The following is an 18086-nucleotide window of genomic DNA, read 5'->3' as shown; positions in this document are numbered from 1 at the left end:
CCAAGGTCATGTCGACCGATCACAGCTTCATTCTCAAACTGTCGTGCGCCGACCGGCCGGGCATCGTGCATGCCGTGTCGGGCTTTTTGTTCGATCGCGGCAGCAATATTCTCGACTCGGCCCAGTTCGGCGACAGCCACACGGGCGAGTTCTTCATGCGCGTGCACTTCCAGCAGGTGGGCGGCGACCCGGGCCTCGACGGCCTGCGCAGCGCGTTCGAGCCGCTCGCGCAAGAGTTCGGCATGCGTTGGGAACTGCATGACGCGAACGTGAAGCCGCGCGTCGTCATCATGGTCTCGAAGATCGGCCATTGCCTGAACGACCTGCTGTTCCGCTATCGCACCGGCCAGCTGCCTATCGAAATTCCGGCGATCATTTCGAATCACAAGGACTTCTACCAGCTCGCCGCGAGCTACAACATTCCGTTCCATCATTTCCCGCTGCTCGGCGGTACGGAAGCCGACAAGGCCGCGCAGGAAGCGCGCGTGCTCGAAGTGGTGAACCGCGAAGGTGCCGATCTCGTCGTGCTCGCGCGTTACATGCAGATCCTCTCGCCGCAGCTTTGCCGGGCGCTCGAAGGTCGCGCGATCAACATCCACCATTCGTTCCTGCCGAGCTTCAAGGGCGCGAAGCCGTACTACCAGGCGTTCGACCGCGGCGTGAAGCTCATCGGCGCGACGGCGCACTATGTGACGTCCGATCTCGACGAAGGCCCGATCATCGAGCAGGAAGTGGAGCGCGTGGACCACAACATGACGCCGGACCAGCTCACCGCGATTGGCCGCGACGTGGAGTGCGTGACGCTCGCACGCGCGGTGAAGTGGCACGTCGAGCATCGCATCGTGCTCAACGGGCACAAGACGGTCGTGTTCCGCTGATCTTTCGCCAATTAAGCGCGACATCATGCCGTAGCGTGTTTTATGACGCGCTACGGCTTTTCGAATTATTCTTGTTGCTCACCGGCGCATTCGCACGCATGCGATTTTTCTTCCGCGCCAACTTATTCCCCCCGGTACTACTCCTTAAGATCTAGCGGCGCATCGTCGCGCACTCCCTGCGGAGAATAGGCCGCGCCTTTTGTCTTTCCTACGCTTGTCACGTCAACGAAACGACAAGAGGGAAAAACATGAAAGCCGCCCCATCTCCGCAGGCGGAACCCGTCGCCGATAGCCGCGCCTGGCGCGTGCTCGGTTCAAGCACGTTCGCTTTCACGATCTGTTTTGCCGTCTGGATGATGTTCGCGATCCTCGGCATCCCGCTCAAGAAGCAGCTTCACCTTACCGACACCGAATTCGGCCTGATTGCCGCGATGCCCGTGCTCACCGGCTCGCTTGCCCGCGTGCCGCTTGGCATCTGGACCGATCGCGTGGGCGGGCGCATGGTCTTCTTCATCACCATGCTCGCGACGATCGTGCCGATCTGGCTCGTCTCGTACGCGACGCAGTTGTGGCAATTCCTCGTGCTCGGCCTGTTCGTGGGGTTCGCCGGCGCGTCGTTCTCGGTCGGCACGCCTTATGTCGCACGCTGGTTCCCGAAGTCGCGCCAGGGTCTTGCTATGGGCATTTTCGGTGCGGGCAACTCGGGCGCCGCGCTAAACAAGTTCGTGGCGCCGGTGCTGATCGTCGCGGCCGGCACGTGGACCATCGTGCCGAAGGTGTATGCCGTCGCGATGCTCGTGACCGCGCTGCTGTTCTGGATGTTCTCCGCGAGCAACCCGGCGCATCGCGTGTCCGGCACGGCCACCGTGGCGAGCCAGTTGCGCGTGCTCGCCGATGCGCGCGTGATGCGCTACGCGCAGTACTACTCGGTGGTGTTCGGCGGCTATGTCGGCCTGTCGCTGTGGATGCCGCAGTACTACGTGAACCAGTATGGCTTCGGCATCGAGCAGGCCGCGTTTCTTGCCGCCTGTTTCTCGCTGCCGGGCGGCGTGCTGCGCGCGCTCGGCGGCTGGCTCTCCGACCGCTACGGCGCCTATCGCACGACGTGGGCCGTGATGTGGGTCGCGCTCGCGTGCTTCTTTTTGCTCAGCTACCCGCCGACCGATTTCACGATCCACGGCGCGCATGGCCCGATCGGTCTGCATATCAGCACGGGCCCGGTGTTCTACACGGTGCTGATGTTCGTCGTCGGCATTGCGATGGCGGTGGGCAAGGCCTCGGTCTTCAAGTTCATCGGCGACGAGTACTCCGAGAACATCGGCGCCGTGTCCGGCGTCGTGGGGCTGGCGGGCGGTCTCGCGGGGTTCGTGCTGCCGATCCTGTTCGGCCTGCTCGTCGACCTGACGGGCGTGCGCACCACCTGCTTCATGCTGATGTTCGGCGCGACCGTGGTGAGCCTGTTATTCATGCACTTCTCGTTTCGCCCCGAAGCGCTTGCGCATGGCAGCGCGAAGCTCGCGCGCAAGGTTCAGGCCGCAACGCCTGCGCTCAAGGAAACCACGTACTCCGAATGATTCCACTTGCGCCGCGCGTGCGGCGCCTACTGTACGAGCACAATCATGTCCAAATATCTCCTGACCCAATGGGAACCCGAGAACACCCGGTTCTGGCAGGCTTCCGGCGAGCAGATCGCCACCCGTAACCTCTGGATTTCGATTCCGGCGCTGATGCTGGCGTTCGTGGTGTGGTCGCTGTGGAGCGTCACGGTCGTCAATCTCGACAAGGGCGGCTTTCACTTCACGAAGAACGAACTCTTCTGGCTCACGGCGCTGCCCGCGCTCTCGGGGGCCACGCTGCGCATCTTCTATTCGTTTCTCGTGCCGATTTTCGGCGGCCGCCGCTTCACGGCGATCTCGACGGCCAGCCTTCTGATACCGGCCGTCGGCATGGGCTTCGCGCTGCGCGATCCGTCCACCTCGTATTCGACGCTGCTCGTGCTCGCCCTGCTGTGCGGTTTTGGCGGCGCGAACTTCAGCTCGTCGATGGCGAATATCAGCTTCTTCTTCCCGAAGGCGCGCAAAGGCTTCGCCACCGGGCTCAATGCCGGTATCGGCAACCTGGGTGTCTCCCTCGTGCAGTTCGTCACGCCGATCGTGATCTCGACGGCCGTGTTCGCGGGCCTGCTCGGCGGCGGCCAGACCTGGATGAAGGATGGCGTCGAGCACAGCATCTGGTTGCAGAACGCGGGCTTCGTGTGGATTCCGCTCATCGTCGTCTCCTCGATCGCGGCATGGTTCGGCATGAACGACATCGCCGATGCGAAGGCCTCGTTCAGCGAGCAGGCCGTGATCTTCCGCCGCGCGCACAACTGGATCATGTGCTTCCTGTATGTGGGCACGTTCGGCTCGTTCATCGGCTTCTCAGCGGGCCTCGCGTTGCTCACCAAGGCGGAGTTCCCCGCCATCAATCCGACTGCATGGGCGTTCCTCGGGCCGCTCGCCGGCGCGCTCACGCGCCCCGTCGGCGGCTGGATCTCGGACAAGCTCGGCGGCGCGCGCGTCACGCTCTGGAGCTTCCTCGCGATGATCGTCGCGGTCGTGGGCGTGATCGTGTTCCTGCCGGGCGGCGCGCTGGGCGGCGCACAGGGCAGCTTCTGGGGCTTTCTAGCGATGTTCGTCGTGCTGTTTGCGCTCACCGGCATTGGCAACGGCTCGACCTTTCGCATGATCCCCGTGATCTTCCTGACGCAGCATCAACGCGCCGCGAAGGGCAAGGGCGATGCGGCGCAGCACGGCGCGCTCGCCGAAGCGGGCAAGGAGTCGGCGGCGGTGCTCGGCTTCGCGGGTGCGATGGGCGCATACGGCGGCTTCTTCATTCCGAAGAGCTTCGGCACCTCGCTCGACATGACGGGCTCACCCGTTGGCGCGCTCGTGTGTTTCATCGGCTTCTATGTGGTGTGCGCGGCGGTGACGTGGCTGTTCTACGCACGCCGCAACGCGTCCATGCCTTGCTGACCCGGACGGGTTCGGACTAGTCCTTTGGAAGTAGCGCGGCGCAGGGGGACTCATCCCAAAGCGCTGCGCGAACACTCCCCTTGATGAATGGGCAGGCAAGCGCCTGCTCGCCATACTCGGAAACGATACGAGCGCGAGGCGCCACGCGTGCGACGCACGCGGACGGCGACAGGCGCGATCGATTCCAGCAGCAGTCCCGGAGGACCTGATGAGTTATTTTCTGGACCGGTTGAAGTTCATGTCGCGCGTGAAGTCGACGTTTTCGAAGGGCCACGGCGCGGTGGTGAACGAGGACCGCAAATGGGAAGACGGCTATCGCAGCCGCTGGCAGCACGACAAGATCGTGCGCTCGACCCACGGCGTGAACTGCACGGGCTCATGCTCGTGGAAGGTCTACGTGAAGAACGGCCTGATCACGTGGGAAACGCAGCAGACCGACTATCCGCGCACGCGCGCGGACTTGCCCAACCACGAGCCGCGCGGCTGCCCGCGTGGCGCATCGTATAGCTGGTACGTGTACTCGGCGCAGCGCGTGAAGTACCCGATGATTCGCGGCCGCCTGATCGAGATGTGGCGCGAGGCGCGCAAGACGCTCGGGCCGGTTCAGGCGTGGGCCTCGATCGTCGAGGACCCGCAGAAGGCCGCGCACTACAAGCGTGCGCGCGGCCAGGGCGGTTTCGTGCGTGCGGGCTGGGACACGGCCACCGAGATGATCGCGGCGGCCAACGCGTACACCATCGGCAAGTACGGTCCCGATCGCGTGGTGGGCTTCTCGCCCATTCCGGCCATGTCGATGGTCTCGTACGCAGCGGGTGCGCGTTACCTGAGCCTGATCGGCGGGGCGTGCCTCTCGTTCTACGACTGGTATTGCGACTTGCCGCCTTCCTCGCCGCAGGTGTGGGGCGAGCAGACCGACGTGCCGGAATCGGCCGACTGGTACAACTCCACGTATCTCATGGTGTGGGGTTCGAACGTGCCGCAAACGCGCACGCCCGACGCGCACTTCTACACTGAGGTCCGCTACAAGGGCACGAAGACGGTGGCGGTGTCGTCCGACTTCGGCGAGATGGTGAAGTTCGGCGACATCTGGCTCGCGCCGAAGCAGGGCACCGACGCGGCGCTGGCGCTCGCGATGGGCCATGTGGTGCTCAAGGAGTTTCACGCCACGGGCAAGTCCGCGTACTTCCGCGAGTACGTGAAGCAGTACACCGACATGCCGATGCTCGTCACGCTTAGCCAGCGCGACGGCGCGCTCGTGCCGGACCAGTTTCTGCGGGCGTCGCAACTTGCCGCGAATCTCGACGAGGCAAACAACCCGCAATGGAAGACGCTTGCCATCGATGCGGCGACGGGCGACATCGTCGCGCCGAATGGCTCGATCGGATTTCGCTGGGGCGAAGGCGAGCACGATGGCGGCAAGAAGGTGGGCCGCTGGAACCTCGAAATGAAGGACGGCGGCAGCGGCCGCGAGATCGATCCGCGCCTCTCGCTCATCGATCAGCATGACGAAGTGGTCGAGGTAGGTTTCCCGTACTTCGGCGGTGAGGAGAACCAAGGCGCCGCGTTGCTCGCGCGGCGCGTGCCCGTGAAGCGCGTGACACTCGCCGACGGCACGAGCGTGCTCGTGGCCACCGTCTACGACCTGCAGATGGCCAACTACGGCGTCGATCAGGGGCTGGGCGGCCCGAACGTCGCGTCCTCCTATGACGACGACGTGCCTTGCACGCCCGCGTGGCAGGAGAAGCACACCACGGTGCCGCGCACGCTCGTGATCCAGGTGGCGCGCGAGTTCGCCGACAACGCCGACCGCACGCGCGGCAAGAGCATGGTGATCGTGGGCGCGGCGCTCAATCACTGGTATCACAACGACATGATCTACCGCGGCATCATCAACCTGCTGATGATGTGCGGCTGTATCGGCCAGAGCGGCGGCGGCTGGGCGCATTACGTGGGCCAGGAAAAGCTGCGTCCGCAATTCGGCTGGGCGCCGCTTGCGTTCGCGCTCGACTGGTCGCGCCCGCCGCGCCAGATGAACGGCACCTCGTTCTTCTACAACCACACGAGCCAATGGCGTCACGAGAAGGTGAGCGTCGACGAGATCCTCGGCCCGGGCGCCGACCGCGCGCGCTACAAGAATCTCTCGATGCTCGACCTCAACGCGAAGTCCGAGCGCATGGGGTGGCTGCCCTCGGCCCCGCAACTGGGCGCGAATCCGCTCGACGTGGTGGACGCCGCGCAGCGCGCGGGCGTGCCGCCGGTGCAGTACACGGTGGACCAGTTGAAGTCCGGCGCGTTGAACTTCGCCTGCGACGATCCCGACAATCCCGCGAACTTCCCGCGCAACATGTTCGTCTGGCGCTCGAACATCATGGGCAGTTCGGGCAAGGGCCACGAGTACTTTCTCAAGTACCTGCTCGGCACGCAGAACGCGCTGTTCGGCGACGAGGCCGACGCGATCAAGCCTGCCGAAGTGAACGTGCGCGAAGCGGCCGAAGGCAAACTCGACCTGCTCACCGTGCTCGACTTCCGCATGAGCACGACGTGCCTCTACGGCGATATCGTGCTGCCCTCGGCTACGTGGTACGAGAAGGACGATCTCAACACGTCGGACATGCACCCGTTCATCCATCCGCTTTCGGAGGCGGTGCAGCCGCTGTGGGAGAGCAAGACCGACTGGGAAATCTACAAGGCCATCGCGAAGAAGTTTTCGGAGATCGGCGGCGAACATCTGGGCAAGCGCACGGACCTCGTGTGCACGCCGCTCATGCACGACACGCCGGGCGAGCTTGGCCAGGCGTTCGAGCCGAAGGACTGGCGTCTTGGCGAATGCGATCTGATCCCGGGCAAGACCGCGCCTTCGATGACGCTCGTGGAGCGCGACTATCGCGAGATCTACAACAAGTTCACCTCGGTCGGGCCGCTGCTCGAAAAGCTCGGTAACGGCGGCAAGGGCATCAACTGGAATACGGTGCACGAGGTAGGCGAGTTCGCGCAGCTCACGGGCATTCAGCACAACAGTGGCGCGGCCGAGGGACGCCCGCGTCTGGAAACGGCCATCGACGCTGCCGAGATGATCCTCACCTTCGCGCCCGAAACCAACGGCCATGTGGCGGTGAAGGCGTGGGACGCGCTCTCGAAGATCACGGGCCGCGATCACACGCATCTGGCCGAAGGCCGCGAGCACGACAAGATTCGTTTTCGCGACGTGCAGGCGCAGCCGCGCAAGATCATTTCCGCGCCGACGTGGTCGGGGCTCGAGTCGGAAGAGGTGAGCTACAACGCCGGCTATACGAACGTGCACGAGCTGATTCCGTGGCGCACGCTCACGGGCCGTCAGCAGTTCTATCAGGATCACCGCTGGATGCTCGACTTCGGCGAGGGCCTGTGCAACTACAAGCCCGCCATCGACACGAAGACGACCTCGCCGATGCTCGGCACGAAACCCAACGGCGAGCACGAACTCGTGCTGAACTGGATCACGCCGCACCAGAAGTGGGGTATCCACTCGACGTACTCGGACAACCTGCGCATGCTCACGCTTTCGCGCGGCGGGCCGCACGTGTGGGTCTCGGAGGCCGAGGCGAAGGAGGCGGGTCTCGTCGACAACGACTGGGTCGAAGTGTTCAACGTGAACGGCACGCTCACTGCGCGCGTCGTGGTGAGCCAGCGCGTGCCGCGCGGCATGTGCCTCATGTATCACGCGCAGGAAAAGATCATCAACGTCCCGGGCGCGGAAACGAGCGGCATGCGCGGCGGCATTCACAACTCGGTCACGCGTACGGTGCTCAAGCCCACGCACATGATCGGCGGCTACGCGCAGCTTGCGTACGGCTTCAACTACTACGGCACCGTTGGCAGCAATCGCGACGAGTACGTGATCGTGCGCAAGATGAAGAAGGTCGAGTGGCTGGAAGGCCCGATGAAGGAAGGAGCAGCATCATGAAAATCCGCGCCCAGGTGGCGATGGTCCTGAACCTCGACAAGTGCATCGGCTGCCATACGTGCTCTGTGACGTGCAAGAACGTGTGGACCTCACGCGACGGCGTCGAGTACGCGTGGTTCAACAACGTCGAAACGAAGCCCGGCATCGGCTATCCGAAGGAATGGGAGAACCAGGAGAAGTGGAACGGCGGCTGGGTGCGCCACGCGAGCGGCAAGATCGAGCCGCGCCAGGGCCCGAAGCTCAAGGTGCTGGCGAACCTGTTCGCGAACCCGAACCTGCCCGGCATCGACGACTATTACGAGCCGTTCACGTACGACTACGAACATCTGCAGAAGGCGCGTCTCTCGCAAACGCCGCCCACCGCACGCCCCGTGTCGGTCATCACCGGCAAGAAGATGGACAAGATCCATTGGGGTCCTAACTGGGAAGACGACCTGGGTGGCGAATTCTCGTCGCGCAGCCGCGACAAGCTGTTCGAGAACGTGCAGAAGGAGATGTACTCGAGCTTCGAGAATACCTTCATGATGTATCTGCCGCGCTTGTGCGAGCACTGCCTGAACCCTGCGTGCGTGGCGTCGTGCCCCTCGGGATCGGTGTACAAGCGCGAAGACGATGGCATCGTGCTCGTCGATCAGGACAAGTGCCGCGGCTGGCGCATGTGCATTTCGGGTTGCCCGTACAAGAAGATGTACTTCAACTGGAAGAGCGGCAAGGCCGAGAAGTGCATCTTTTGCTATCCGCGCATCGAGGCGGGGCAACCCACCGTGTGCTCGGAAACGTGCGTGGGCCGCATCCGCTATCTGGGCGTGATGCTCTACGACGCGGACCGGATCAGCGATGCGGCATCGGTCGAATCGCCACAGGATCTGTACCAGTCGCAGCTCGATGTGTTCCTCGATCCGCACGATCCCGCCATCCAGGCCGAGGCGCGCCGCCAGGGCGTGCCGCAAAGCTGGCTCGACGCGGCTGTGCGCTCGCCCGTGTACCGCATGGCGCTCGAGTGGAAGATCGCGTTTCCGCTGCATCCGGAGTACCGCACGCTGCCGATGGTCTGGTACGTGCCGCCGCTCTCGCCGATCCAGTCTGCTGCGGACGCGGGCCATATCGGCATGGACGGCGTGATTCCCGATGTGGCGAGCCTGCGCATTCCCGTGCGCTATCTCGCCAACCTGCTCACCGCCGGCGACGAGAAGCCCGTGATTTCAGCGCTCGAGCGCATGCTGGCGATGCGTGCGTACAAGCGCACACAGACCGTGGACGGCGTGAACGACAACGCGGTCCTCGAGCGCACGGGCCTCACGCCCGCGCAGGTCGAGGACATGTACCGCACCATGGCGATTGCGAACTACGAGGACCGCTTCGTCGTGCCGTCGTCGCACAAGGAAATGGTCGAGGACTCGTTCAACGAGAAGGGCAGTTGCGGCTTCTCGTTTGGCAATGGGTGCTCGGGCGGCGTTTCGGAGGGTTCGCTGTTCGGCTCGAAGGTCGAAGGCAGCGTGGTGTACGTCGATATGCCGAAGTCGCGTCGCAAGACGCCTTCGCAAGCTTGAGCAGGAGGACATCGTCATGTCGATTTATCCGGTTCTCTCCGCGCTGCTCGATTATCCCGAACAGCCCTTGCTCGACGCGCTCGACGAGATCGAGGCCGCACTCGCAGCCGTGCCGAACGGCAGCGGCGCGATGCACGAACTCGCGCCGCTCATTGCGGCGCTGCGTGAGCGCTCGCTCGTCGAGTCGCAGGAAACGTATGTGGCCACGTTCGATCGCAATCCTCGCCACTCGCTGCATCTGTTCGAGCACGTGCACGGCGAGAGCCGCGCGCGCGGCCAAGCGATGGTCGATCTGCTCGACGAATACCGCAGCCATGGCCTGGACGTCGCGACGAACGAACTGCCCGACTACGTGCCGCTCTTTCTCGAAGTGCTCGGCTTGATCGACGAGGACGAGGCGAGCGCGCTGCTAGGCGAGGCGATCCACGTGCTCGCGGCGCTCGGCAATCAGCTCGAAACGAGCGCAAGCCCCTATGCGGGCGTTTTCGCGCTGCTGTGCGAGCTGAGCGATGTCGAGCCGCTGCCGCTCGTGGGCGCGCCCGTGCGCGACATGGACGAGGCGCTCGAACGCTTCGGCACCGGCGCGGACGGCGTCGAGCCGCTCATGCACGCGTTCGGCGCGAGCCATTCGCCGCAGGTCGTTCACTTCCACCCGCGAGCGGAGTATGCAGCGGCCACCGCGAGCACTTCGACTGACTGCGCAAAGGAATCGCCATGAACACGTTCAATCAGTTTTTGTTCGGCATCTATCCATATATTGCCGCCGCCGTCTTCCTGTTCGGCAGCCTCGCGCGCTTCGAGCGCGAGCAGTACACGTGGAAGGCGGACAGCTCGCAAATGCTCTATCGCGGGCATCTGCGCCTGGGCAACATTCTCTTTCACGTCGGCGTGCTCGGGCTCTTCTTCGGGCATCTGTTCGGTCTGCTCACGCCCGTTGCGGTGTGGGACTGGCTCGGCGTGCCGCATGCAGTCAAGCAGCTCGTGGCGATGGTCGCGGGCGGCGTGATGGGCTCGATGTGTCTGGTGGGCCTCGCGATCCTGCTGCACAGGCGGCTTTCGAACGCGCGCGTTTCGGCTGTCACTCGCGTGGGCGACAAGGTCCTGCTGTTGTGGCTGCTCGTCACGCTGCTGCTCGGGCTCTCCACCATCGGCGAATCGGCGAGTCATATGGACGGCGCGATGATGGTGCGGCTCATGACCTGGGCGCAGCACATCGTCACGTTCCGCGGCGACGCCGCGAGCTACATAGCCAGCTCGCCGCTCATCTTCCGCTTGCACCTGTTCATGGGCATGACGCTGTTCGTGATCTTTCCGTTCACGCGGCTCGTGCACGTGTGGAGCGGCTTCGCCTCCATCACCTATCTCTCGCGCGCGTGGCAACTCGTGCGCAGCCGCTAGCGCCGACGCTAGCGGCCGACGATTGCCTCTGGACGGCCGTGGGGATCGGTCGTTCTTCGCGGGGAGCGAGCCACACTCGCATTCCCCGCTTTTTTCCCGATACGGGCAGGCCCGGGGACGGCGCATCTCGCCAGGCCGGGACTCGCCCGGGAAGGCCGACGATCTGATGCATAGTGTCGCAGTTGCCCGCCTGGACCGCGACTTAGCGCAAGATCGGCCTCGCTCCGTCAGATAATGCAGGGTATAGGCACCGCCGTTTCGGCGCAGCCGATCCCCGGTACCGGCCATGACACCGTCTTCCGATTCCGCCACCGCTTCCGTCTCGTCTGCCAGCTTTTCCGGCCCGCAGGCCGCGCCGTTCCCGAATCGGCTCTCGACGCGCATCGTCGTGCTTTCCACGGTTGCGCTCGCGCTCGTGCTCGCGATGATCAGCGGCACGCTCTGGCTGTCCTGGCAGCTCGAAGGCGGCGGCGCCGCGATCAACGACGCGGGCAGCCTGCGCATGCGCGCGAACGCGGTGGCGATCGCGCTGTGGGAAGCCCGCACGGGCAAGCCTGCGCAAGTCGACGCCCAGTTGCGTCAGCTCGACGAGACGCTGCGCGAACTGCGCGACGGCGATCCGGCGCGGCCGCTCTTTCTTCCCGCGGATGCGGGCATCCACGCGCAGTTCGAACGCGTCGCGACAGCGTGGGACGAGGCGCTCAAGCCCGCTGCGCTGCGCGAGCTCGCGGCCAGCGGAGGCGAGCCCTCGACGTACATCGGTCTGCTGCCCGGCTTCGTCGACGAGGCGAACCGGCTCGTCAGCCTGATCGAGCGCGAGAACGCGCGCAAAACCGCGTGGCTGCGCATTTCGCAAGTCGTGCTCGCGGCGCTTTCTTGCGTGGGCACGCTGGCGATCGTTTATCTGCTCTACCAGTGGTTCGTGGCGCCCGTGCAGCGCTTGCAGGACGGGCTCGCGCGCATCGAGGCGCGCGAGTTCGACACACGGTTGCCGGTCGAAACGTACGACGAGTTCGGGCATCTCGCGCAAGGCTTCAACCGCATGGTTGCGGAGCTGCAAGCGCTGTACCGGGACCTTGCCGCGCGCGTGGACGCCAAGACCGCGCAACTGGCGGCGCAAAACCGCGAACTGGCCACGCTCTACGAGATGGCGGCGTTCCTCAACACGCCGGGCGCGGCGGAAAGCGTATGCCACGATTTCCTCACGCGCGTGATGCGCGAATTCGACGCCGACGGCGGCACGGTGCGCGTCGTTTCGCCTGACGACGGCAATCTGCATCTGCTTGTTTCAGAAGGCATGCCCGAATCGATTACACGCGCGGAGCAGTGCATGCCGGCGGCGGACTGCACGTGCGGCAGCGCAACGGCCGAGGCACCGGTCGTATTCGGCCTGATGGGGCAGCCTGGCGCGCGGGCGGCCAGCAATGAAAGCGGCGAGAGCGGCACTTTCACGCAGCGTTGCCTGAAGGCGGGCTTCGTGAGCGTCGCGGTGTCGGCCATCGTCGCGCAGAACGAGACGCTCGGCACGTTCTCGCTGCACTTCCGGCGCGAGCGGGAGATTCCGCCATCGGGCGTCCAGTTGCTTCAGACGCTCGGCCGTCACCTCGGCGTCGCGCTCATGAACCGGCGGCTCGTGGCGCTCGGGCGTCAGCTCGCCGTATCCGAGGAACGCAATCTCGTCGCCCAGGGGCTGCACGACAGCATCGCGCAAGGCTTGAGCTTCCTGAAGATGCAGGTGCATCTGCTCGACGGCGCGGCGCAGCGGGGCGACCTCGGCGAGATTCGCGAGATCGTGCCGCTGCTTGCGGGCGGCGTGGAAGAAAGCTACGACGACGTGCGCGAGTTGCTGCTCAATTTCCGCACGAAACTCGCGCCAGGCAAGCTGCGCCTCGCGGTGGAGGACACCGTGGCGCGCTTTCGCCGCCAGTCGGACGCCGAACTGACGCTCGACTATCGCGACGAAGACGGCCCGCCGCTGCCGCCCGACCAGCAATTGCAGGTGCTGTTCGTGCTACAGGAGGCGCTCTCGAATGCGCGCAAGCACTCAGAGGCGCTACATGTGCAGGTGAGCGTCGTGAACGCTCGCGACTTCCGCCTCACGATCGAGGACGACGGTGTGGGCTATGATCCCGCCGAAATCGCCTCGCGCGGCGAATCGCACGTGGGCTTTCACATCATGCGTGAGCGCGCGAGGCGTCTTGCCGCCGTGCTCGCGCTGGACAGCGCGCCGGGGCGCGGCACGCGCGTCGAACTGGTCCTGCCCGCCGCGAGCCGCATGGCCGCGTGAAGGTGGCCGAAGACATCGCGACACGACAACGAACCTCATGACCATACGTATCCTGCTCATCGACGATCACACGCTCTTTCGCTCGGGCGTGAGCGCGCTCCTGCAGCGCCAGCCGGACCTGGAAGTGGTGGGCGAGGCGTCGGACGGCGTGGAAGGCGTCAAGCGCGCGAAGCAGCACTTGCCCGACGTCGTCCTGCTCGACCTGAACATGCCGGGCCTCTCGGGGCTCGAAACGCTGCAACTGCTCGTGGAAGACCTGCCGGACACGGCGGTCGTCATGCTCACCGTTTCCGAGGAAGCCGACGAACTTACCGCGGCGATGCGCGCGGGCGCGCGCGGCTTCCTGCTCAAAAGCATCGATGCCGACGCGCTGGTGGCGGCGATCCGCAAGGCCGCGAGCGGCCAGCCGGTCATTACCGAGCACATGACGGCGAAGCTCGTGGAGCAGATGCGCAAGCCCGCACAATCGGCAGGCGCGACTGGCGCACAGGGTTCATCCGGCGCCGCGCGCGCAAGTGCGGAGACACTCACGGCGCGCGAGCGCGACATCGTGCGCGAGCTGGCGCGCGGGGCGAGCAACAAGGAGATTGCGCGCACGCTCGACCTGGCGGAGAGCACGGTGAAGATTCACGTGCGCAACATTTTGCGCAAGCTGGGTCTCGCGAGCCGCGTGCAGGTGGCGATCTACGCAATCGAGCACGACGGCATGACCGACGTGCCCGCCGAGCCGCGCGGGCGCTGAAGGCCGCGCGCGGGCTTGGGACAAGGCGGCTCAGACGAGCCGCAGATAGATGAGTTCGCGCTTGATGTACGCGTAAAAAATAGGCGCGGCAATCACGCCCTGAATGCCGAACGCGGCTTCCATCACGAGCATCGCGACGAGCAGTTCCCACGTGCGCGCCTCGATCTGGCCGCCCACGATGCGCGCATTCAGGAAGTACTCGAGCTTGTGGATCAGGATGAGGAACACGAGCGCCGTGACCGCCGCGGGCAGGCTCACGGTGAGCGCGATGGCGACGATCAGCGTGTTCGAGATCAGGTTGCCGATTACGGGCAGGAGGCCGACCACGAAGGTCACCACGACCAGCATCTTCGCGAGCGGCAGCGGCGCGTGAAACACCGGCAGGGCGAGCAGGAGGAAAAGGCCGGTGAACACCGTGTTGATGGCCGAAATCTTCACCTGCGCGAACACGATGCGGCGGAAGGCGTCGGCGAAACGCGCCACGCGTGTAACGAACGCCGTGGAAAGCGGCAGCCGCGTGGCGTTCTTTTGCGCGCCAATGGCGATGATCGCGCCGATGATCATGCCGATCACGATATGCCCGAAGATGCGCGCGGCATTCTTGCCGCCCTGGCCGAGCTGGGTGGCGTGCTCGTGCATGAGCGCGAGGGCCTTGAGCTTCATCTGGGCGACGTCCACGGGCAGATAAGCGGCGATGGACTCGGGAATGCGCCCTCGTGCCTGGTCGACGAACGTCATCATCTGCGCCATGACCTTCTGCACGCTCGGCACGTCGCTTTCGAACTGCTCGATCACGCCCACGGTGAGTCCCGTGAGGATGCCGACGATCACGATGGAGACCAGCACCACCGAGAGCCAGCGTGCGCGGCTGCTCGACATGCGCCGCTCGATGAGCGGCGAAATGGTATGCACGAGCTGGAAGACGAGCATGCCCGCTAGCAGCGCGCCGAGCAGGTTCAGATGCAGCACCGCCAGCATGCCGGCGAGCGCGGCCACATAGCTGCCGATCTCCACTGCCGAAAGTTTCGGCAGGCTCATGTCGCTCGTGAGCCTGACCGGCCTTGGCCGCAGGTCGCGCACCTGTTTATCTTCTGTCGCTTCGTTGCGCTTGACCATGTTGGGTGTATTCCGTCTCCAAACTTCGGGGGCGCACGCGCCCCCGACCCGTTGTTGCTGCAGCTATTTCTACTGCTAAATTTCCGGTCCGCTTAGCGGGTCATTGCCCCGACGCCGTGTCCAGCGCGGCAATCTGGCGCTTGAGCAGCGGCGCGAGATAGCGGCCCGTGAAGCTTGCCTTCGATTTCGCCACCTGTTCGGGCGTCCCCTGGGCCACGATCTGCCCACCGCCCGCGCCGCCTTCCGGTCCCATGTCCACGACCCAGTCGGCGGTTTTGATTACATCGAGATTATGCTCGATGATGACCACCGTGTTGCCCTGATCGCGAAGCCGATGAATCACTTCGAGCAAAAGCGCGATGTCGTGGAAGTGCAGGCCGGTGGTCGGCTCGTCGAGTATATACAGCGTGCGGCCCGTGTCCCGCTTGGAAAGTTCGAGCGAGAGCTTCACGCGCTGCGCCTCGCCGCCCGAGAGCGTGGTGGCCGACTGGCCAAGGCGGATATAGCCCAGGCCCACGTCCAGCAGCGTCTTGAGCTTGCGCGCCACCACCGGGACCGCCTTGAAGAACTCGTAGGCGGCTTCGACCGTCATGTCGAGCACTTCGCTGATGTTCCGGCCCTTGTATTGAATCTCCAGCGTTTCGCGGTTGTAGCGCTTGCCGTGGCAGACGTCGCAGGGCACGTAGACGTCGGGCAGGAAGTGCATTTCCACCTTCAGCACGCCGTCGCCCTGGCAGCTTTCGCAGCGCCCGCCCTTCACGTTGAACGAGAAGCGGCCCGACTCGTAGCCGCGTTCCTTGGCGGCCGGCACGCCCGCGAACAACTCGCGGATGGGCGTGAAGAGGCCCGTGTAGGTGGCCGGGTTCGAGCGCGGCGTGCGGCCGATCGGCGACTGGTCGACGTTGATGACCTTGTCGAAGTGCTCCATACCCTCGATCGCCTCGAACGGCGCCGGCTCCGCCGACGATCCATACAGATGCTGCGAGACGGCGTGATAAAGCGTGTCGTTGATGAGCGTGGACTTGCCCGAGCCCGAAACGCCCGTCACGCAGGTGAGCAGGCCGACTGGCAGTTCGAGCGTGACGTGCTTGAGGTTGTTGCCGTAGGCCTCGACGATGCGCAACTGGCGCTCGCCGGGCTCGATGCGCTCGTCCGGATAGTCGATGCGGCGCGCGCCCGAGAGGTACTGGCCCGTCATCGAGGCCGGATCGTGCTCGACCTCCTGCGGCGTGCCCTGCGCGATCACCATGCCGCCGTGCTCGCCCGCACCCGGGCCCATGTCGACCACGTAGTCGGCCATGCGGATCATGTCCTCGTCGTGCTCGACCACGATCACCGAATTGCCGAGGTCGCGCAGATGCTTGAGCGTGGAGATCAGGCGGTCGTTGTCGCGCTGATGCAGGCCGATGGACGGCTCATCGAGCACGTACATCACGCCGGTCAGGCCCGAGCCGATTTGCGAGGCGAGGCGGATGCGCTGCGCCTCGCCGCCAGAGAGCGTTTCGGCGCTGCGTTCGAGCGAGAGATAGTCGAGCCCGACGTTGTTCAGGAACATGAGGCGTGCGACGATTTCCTTGACCACCTTGTCGGCAATCTCGCGCTTGGCGCCTTCGAGGCGCAGCGTCTGGAAGTAGCCGAGCGTGTCGCGCAGCGGCCAGCCGCTCACTTCGTAAATGGCGCGTGCCTCATCACCCGAGCCGATGCGCACGAAGCGCGCTTCACGGCGCAGGCGCGTGCCTTCGCAGTGCGGGCAGGCCTGGTTGTTCTGGTACTTCGACAGCTCCTCGCGCACGGCGGCCGAGTCGGTCTCGCGGTAGCGGCGCTCGAGGTTCGGGATGATCCCTTCGAATACGTGCTCGCGCACTGAAGTGCGGCCGCGCTCGTTGATGTACGAGAACGGAATCTCCTGCTTGCCCGAGCCGTAGAGCAGGATCTTGCGCACTTTCTCCGGCAGTTCTTCGAACGCGGTGTCGATGTCGAAGTCGTAGAACGCGGCGAGACTCTGCAGCATCTGGAAGTAGAACTGGTTGCGCCGGTCCCAGCCCTTCACCGCGCCCGCCGCGAGCGACAGGGACGGGTGCGCCACCACGCGCTTCGGATCGAAGAACGTGATCTGGCCCAGGCCGTCGCACTCGGGGCACGCGCCCATCGGGTTGTTGAACGAGAAAAGGCGCGGCTCCAGCTCCGGCAGCGAATACGAGCAGATCGGGCAGGCGAATTTGGAGCTGAACAGGTGTTCCTTGTTCGTGTCCATTTCGAGCGCGATGGCGCGGCCGTCGGCCAGGCGCAGCGCGGTTTCGAACGACTCCGCGAGGCGCTGCTTCATGTCGGGGCGCACCTTCAGGCGGTCCACAACCACGTCGATGGTGTGGCGCTCGCTCTTCTTGAGCTTGGGCAGCGACTCCACCTCGTAGATCTTCGCTTCCCCTTCGTTGGCCGTGCCGCCGCCCGAGCGCACCCGAAAGCGCACGAAACCCTGCGCCTGCATGTCGTCGAAGAGCTCGGCGTGCTCACCCTTGCGGTCCACGATCACGGGCGCGAGGATCATCAGCTTCGTTTCTTCGGGCAGGGCGAGCGCGGCGTCCACCATCTGCGAGACGCTTTGCGACTCCAGCGGAATCTCGTGGTCCGGGCAGTAGGGCGTGCCGATGCGCGCGTACAGCAGCCGCAGATAGTCGTGGATCTCGGTGACGGTGCCGACCGTGGAGCGCGGATTGTGCGACGTCGCCTTCTGCTCGATGGAAATCGCCGGTGACAGACCCTCGATCAGGTCGACGTCGGGCTTTTCCATGAGCTGCAGGAACTGGCGCGCGTAGGCCGAGAGGCTTTCCACGTAGCGGCGCTGGCCTTCCGCGTAGAGCGTGTCGAAGGCCAGTGAGGACTTGCCCGAGCCCGACAGCCCGGTGATCACCACGAGCTTGTGGCGCGGCAGGTCCAGATTGACGTTCTTCAGGTTGTGGGTTCGGGCCCCACGGATACGGATCTGTTCCATGAACCTGCGGGAGAAAGGGAAACCAAACCTGCTACTATAACGACTTTTCCAGACCGCCGTTACGGCTTGCTGACGGTCTTCGAAAGGGCCCGGAGCGGCAAGTGCAAGGGCCTCGAAAGAGGCGCGTCAGGGAGCGTCCCGGTCAACAAACGTGCGGGCACTTGCG

General features: G+C 64.8%; 11 protein-coding genes. 9 read left to right on the top strand and 2 right to left on the bottom strand.

The genetic code is table 11. The annotated features are described in order from the left end of the window. Positions 1–8 precede the first annotated feature (8 nt). The 9 genes from purU (at position 9) to U5A58_RS00205 (ending at position 13812) form a co-directional block, all read left to right on the top strand. Positions 9–878 (top strand): formyltetrahydrofolate deformylase, encoded by an 870-nt coding sequence (gene purU, locus U5A58_RS00245; RefSeq protein WP_321959879.1) that lies wholly within the window; start codon positions 9–11, stop codon positions 876–878. A 248-nt stretch (positions 879–1126) separates the two neighbouring features. Continuing rightward, a complete protein-coding gene (locus U5A58_RS00240; protein WP_321959878.1) occupies positions 1127–2452 on the top strand; it encodes a nitrate/nitrite transporter in 1326 nt (441 codons plus the stop codon). A gap of 45 nt (positions 2453–2497) precedes the next feature. Further along, positions 2498–3892 (top strand): NarK family nitrate/nitrite MFS transporter, encoded by a 1395-nt coding sequence (locus tag U5A58_RS00235; protein WP_321959877.1) that lies wholly within the window; start codon positions 2498–2500, stop codon positions 3890–3892. A gap of 208 nt (positions 3893–4100) precedes the next feature. After that, complete coding sequence (locus U5A58_RS00230; protein ID WP_321959876.1) at positions 4101–7835, top strand: nitrate reductase subunit alpha; 3735 nt, start codon at positions 4101–4103, stop codon at positions 7833–7835. Further along, positions 7832–9385, top strand: coding sequence for a nitrate reductase subunit beta (gene narH / locus U5A58_RS00225; protein WP_321959875.1), 1554 nt, complete (start codon positions 7832–7834; stop codon positions 9383–9385). The genes U5A58_RS00230 and narH overlap by 4 nt, the downstream gene beginning before the upstream one ends. Positions 9386–9401: 16 nt before the next feature. After that, on the top strand, positions 9402–10103 hold the full coding sequence (gene narJ, locus U5A58_RS00220; protein ID WP_321959874.1) for a nitrate reductase molybdenum cofactor assembly chaperone: 702 nt from the start codon (positions 9402–9404) through the stop codon (positions 10101–10103). Then, positions 10100–10783 (top strand): respiratory nitrate reductase subunit gamma, encoded by a 684-nt coding sequence (narI, locus tag U5A58_RS00215; RefSeq protein ID WP_321959873.1) that lies wholly within the window; start codon positions 10100–10102, stop codon positions 10781–10783. The genes narJ and narI overlap by 4 nt, the downstream gene beginning before the upstream one ends. Positions 10784–11069: 286 nt before the next feature. Then, positions 11070–13070 carry a type IV pili methyl-accepting chemotaxis transducer N-terminal domain-containing protein gene (locus tag U5A58_RS00210; RefSeq protein WP_321959872.1) on the top strand — a complete coding sequence of 667 codons (2001 nt, stop codon included), beginning with the start codon at positions 11070–11072 and terminating at the stop codon, positions 13068–13070. Positions 13071–13107: 37 nt separating this feature from the next. Beyond that, entirely contained in the window at positions 13108–13812 is a 705-nt protein-coding gene (locus U5A58_RS00205) for a response regulator transcription factor (protein ID WP_321959871.1), read from the top strand. A 30-nt stretch (positions 13813–13842) separates the two neighbouring features. On the opposite strand, the gene U5A58_RS00200 is transcribed toward U5A58_RS00205, so the two are convergent. Both U5A58_RS00200 and uvrA read right to left on the bottom strand, forming a co-directional pair. Continuing rightward, complete coding sequence (locus tag U5A58_RS00200) at positions 13843–14928, bottom strand: AI-2E family transporter (protein ID WP_158756884.1); 1086 nt, start codon at positions 14926–14928, stop codon at positions 13843–13845. Positions 14929–15028: 100 nt separating this feature from the next. Continuing rightward, entirely contained in the window at positions 15029–17920 is a 2892-nt protein-coding gene (gene uvrA / locus U5A58_RS00195; protein ID WP_321959870.1) for an excinuclease ABC subunit UvrA, read from the bottom strand. Positions 17921–18086: the final 166 nt, after the last annotated feature.

The sequence above is a fragment of the Paraburkholderia sp. J7 genome (genome assembly GCF_905220155.1).
GTDB lineage: Bacteria > Pseudomonadota > Gammaproteobacteria > Burkholderiales > Burkholderiaceae > Paraburkholderia.
Note: the sequence above shows the minus strand (reverse complement) of the source record. Positions and strands in the feature narration are given on the sequence as shown.

Excerpts from the sequence above, each read along its gene's own strand:
- uvrA (WP_321959870.1), bottom strand. The coding sequence starts at position 17,920 with ATGGAACAGATCCGTATCCGTGGGGCCCGAACCCACAACCTGAAGAAC.
- narJ (WP_321959874.1), top strand. The coding sequence starts at position 9,402 with ATGTCGATTTATCCGGTTCTCTCCGCGCTGCTCGATTATCCCGAACAG.
- U5A58_RS00240 (WP_321959878.1), top strand. The coding sequence starts at position 1,127 with ATGAAAGCCGCCCCATCTCCGCAGGCGGAACCCGTCGCCGATAGCCGC.
- U5A58_RS00200 (WP_158756884.1), bottom strand. The coding sequence starts at position 14,928 with ATGGTCAAGCGCAACGAAGCGACAGAAGATAAACAGGTGCGCGACCTG.
- narH (WP_321959875.1), top strand. The coding sequence starts at position 7,832 with ATGAAAATCCGCGCCCAGGTGGCGATGGTCCTGAACCTCGACAAGTGC.
- U5A58_RS00235 (WP_321959877.1), top strand. The coding sequence starts at position 2,498 with ATGTCCAAATATCTCCTGACCCAATGGGAACCCGAGAACACCCGGTTC.
- U5A58_RS00205 (WP_321959871.1), top strand. The coding sequence starts at position 13,108 with ATGACCATACGTATCCTGCTCATCGACGATCACACGCTCTTTCGCTCG.
- purU (WP_321959879.1), top strand. The coding sequence starts at position 9 with ATGTCGACCGATCACAGCTTCATTCTCAAACTGTCGTGCGCCGACCGG.
- U5A58_RS00210 (WP_321959872.1), top strand. The coding sequence starts at position 11,070 with ATGACACCGTCTTCCGATTCCGCCACCGCTTCCGTCTCGTCTGCCAGC.
- narI (WP_321959873.1), top strand. The coding sequence starts at position 10,100 with ATGAACACGTTCAATCAGTTTTTGTTCGGCATCTATCCATATATTGCC.
- U5A58_RS00230 (WP_321959876.1), top strand. The coding sequence starts at position 4,101 with ATGAGTTATTTTCTGGACCGGTTGAAGTTCATGTCGCGCGTGAAGTCG.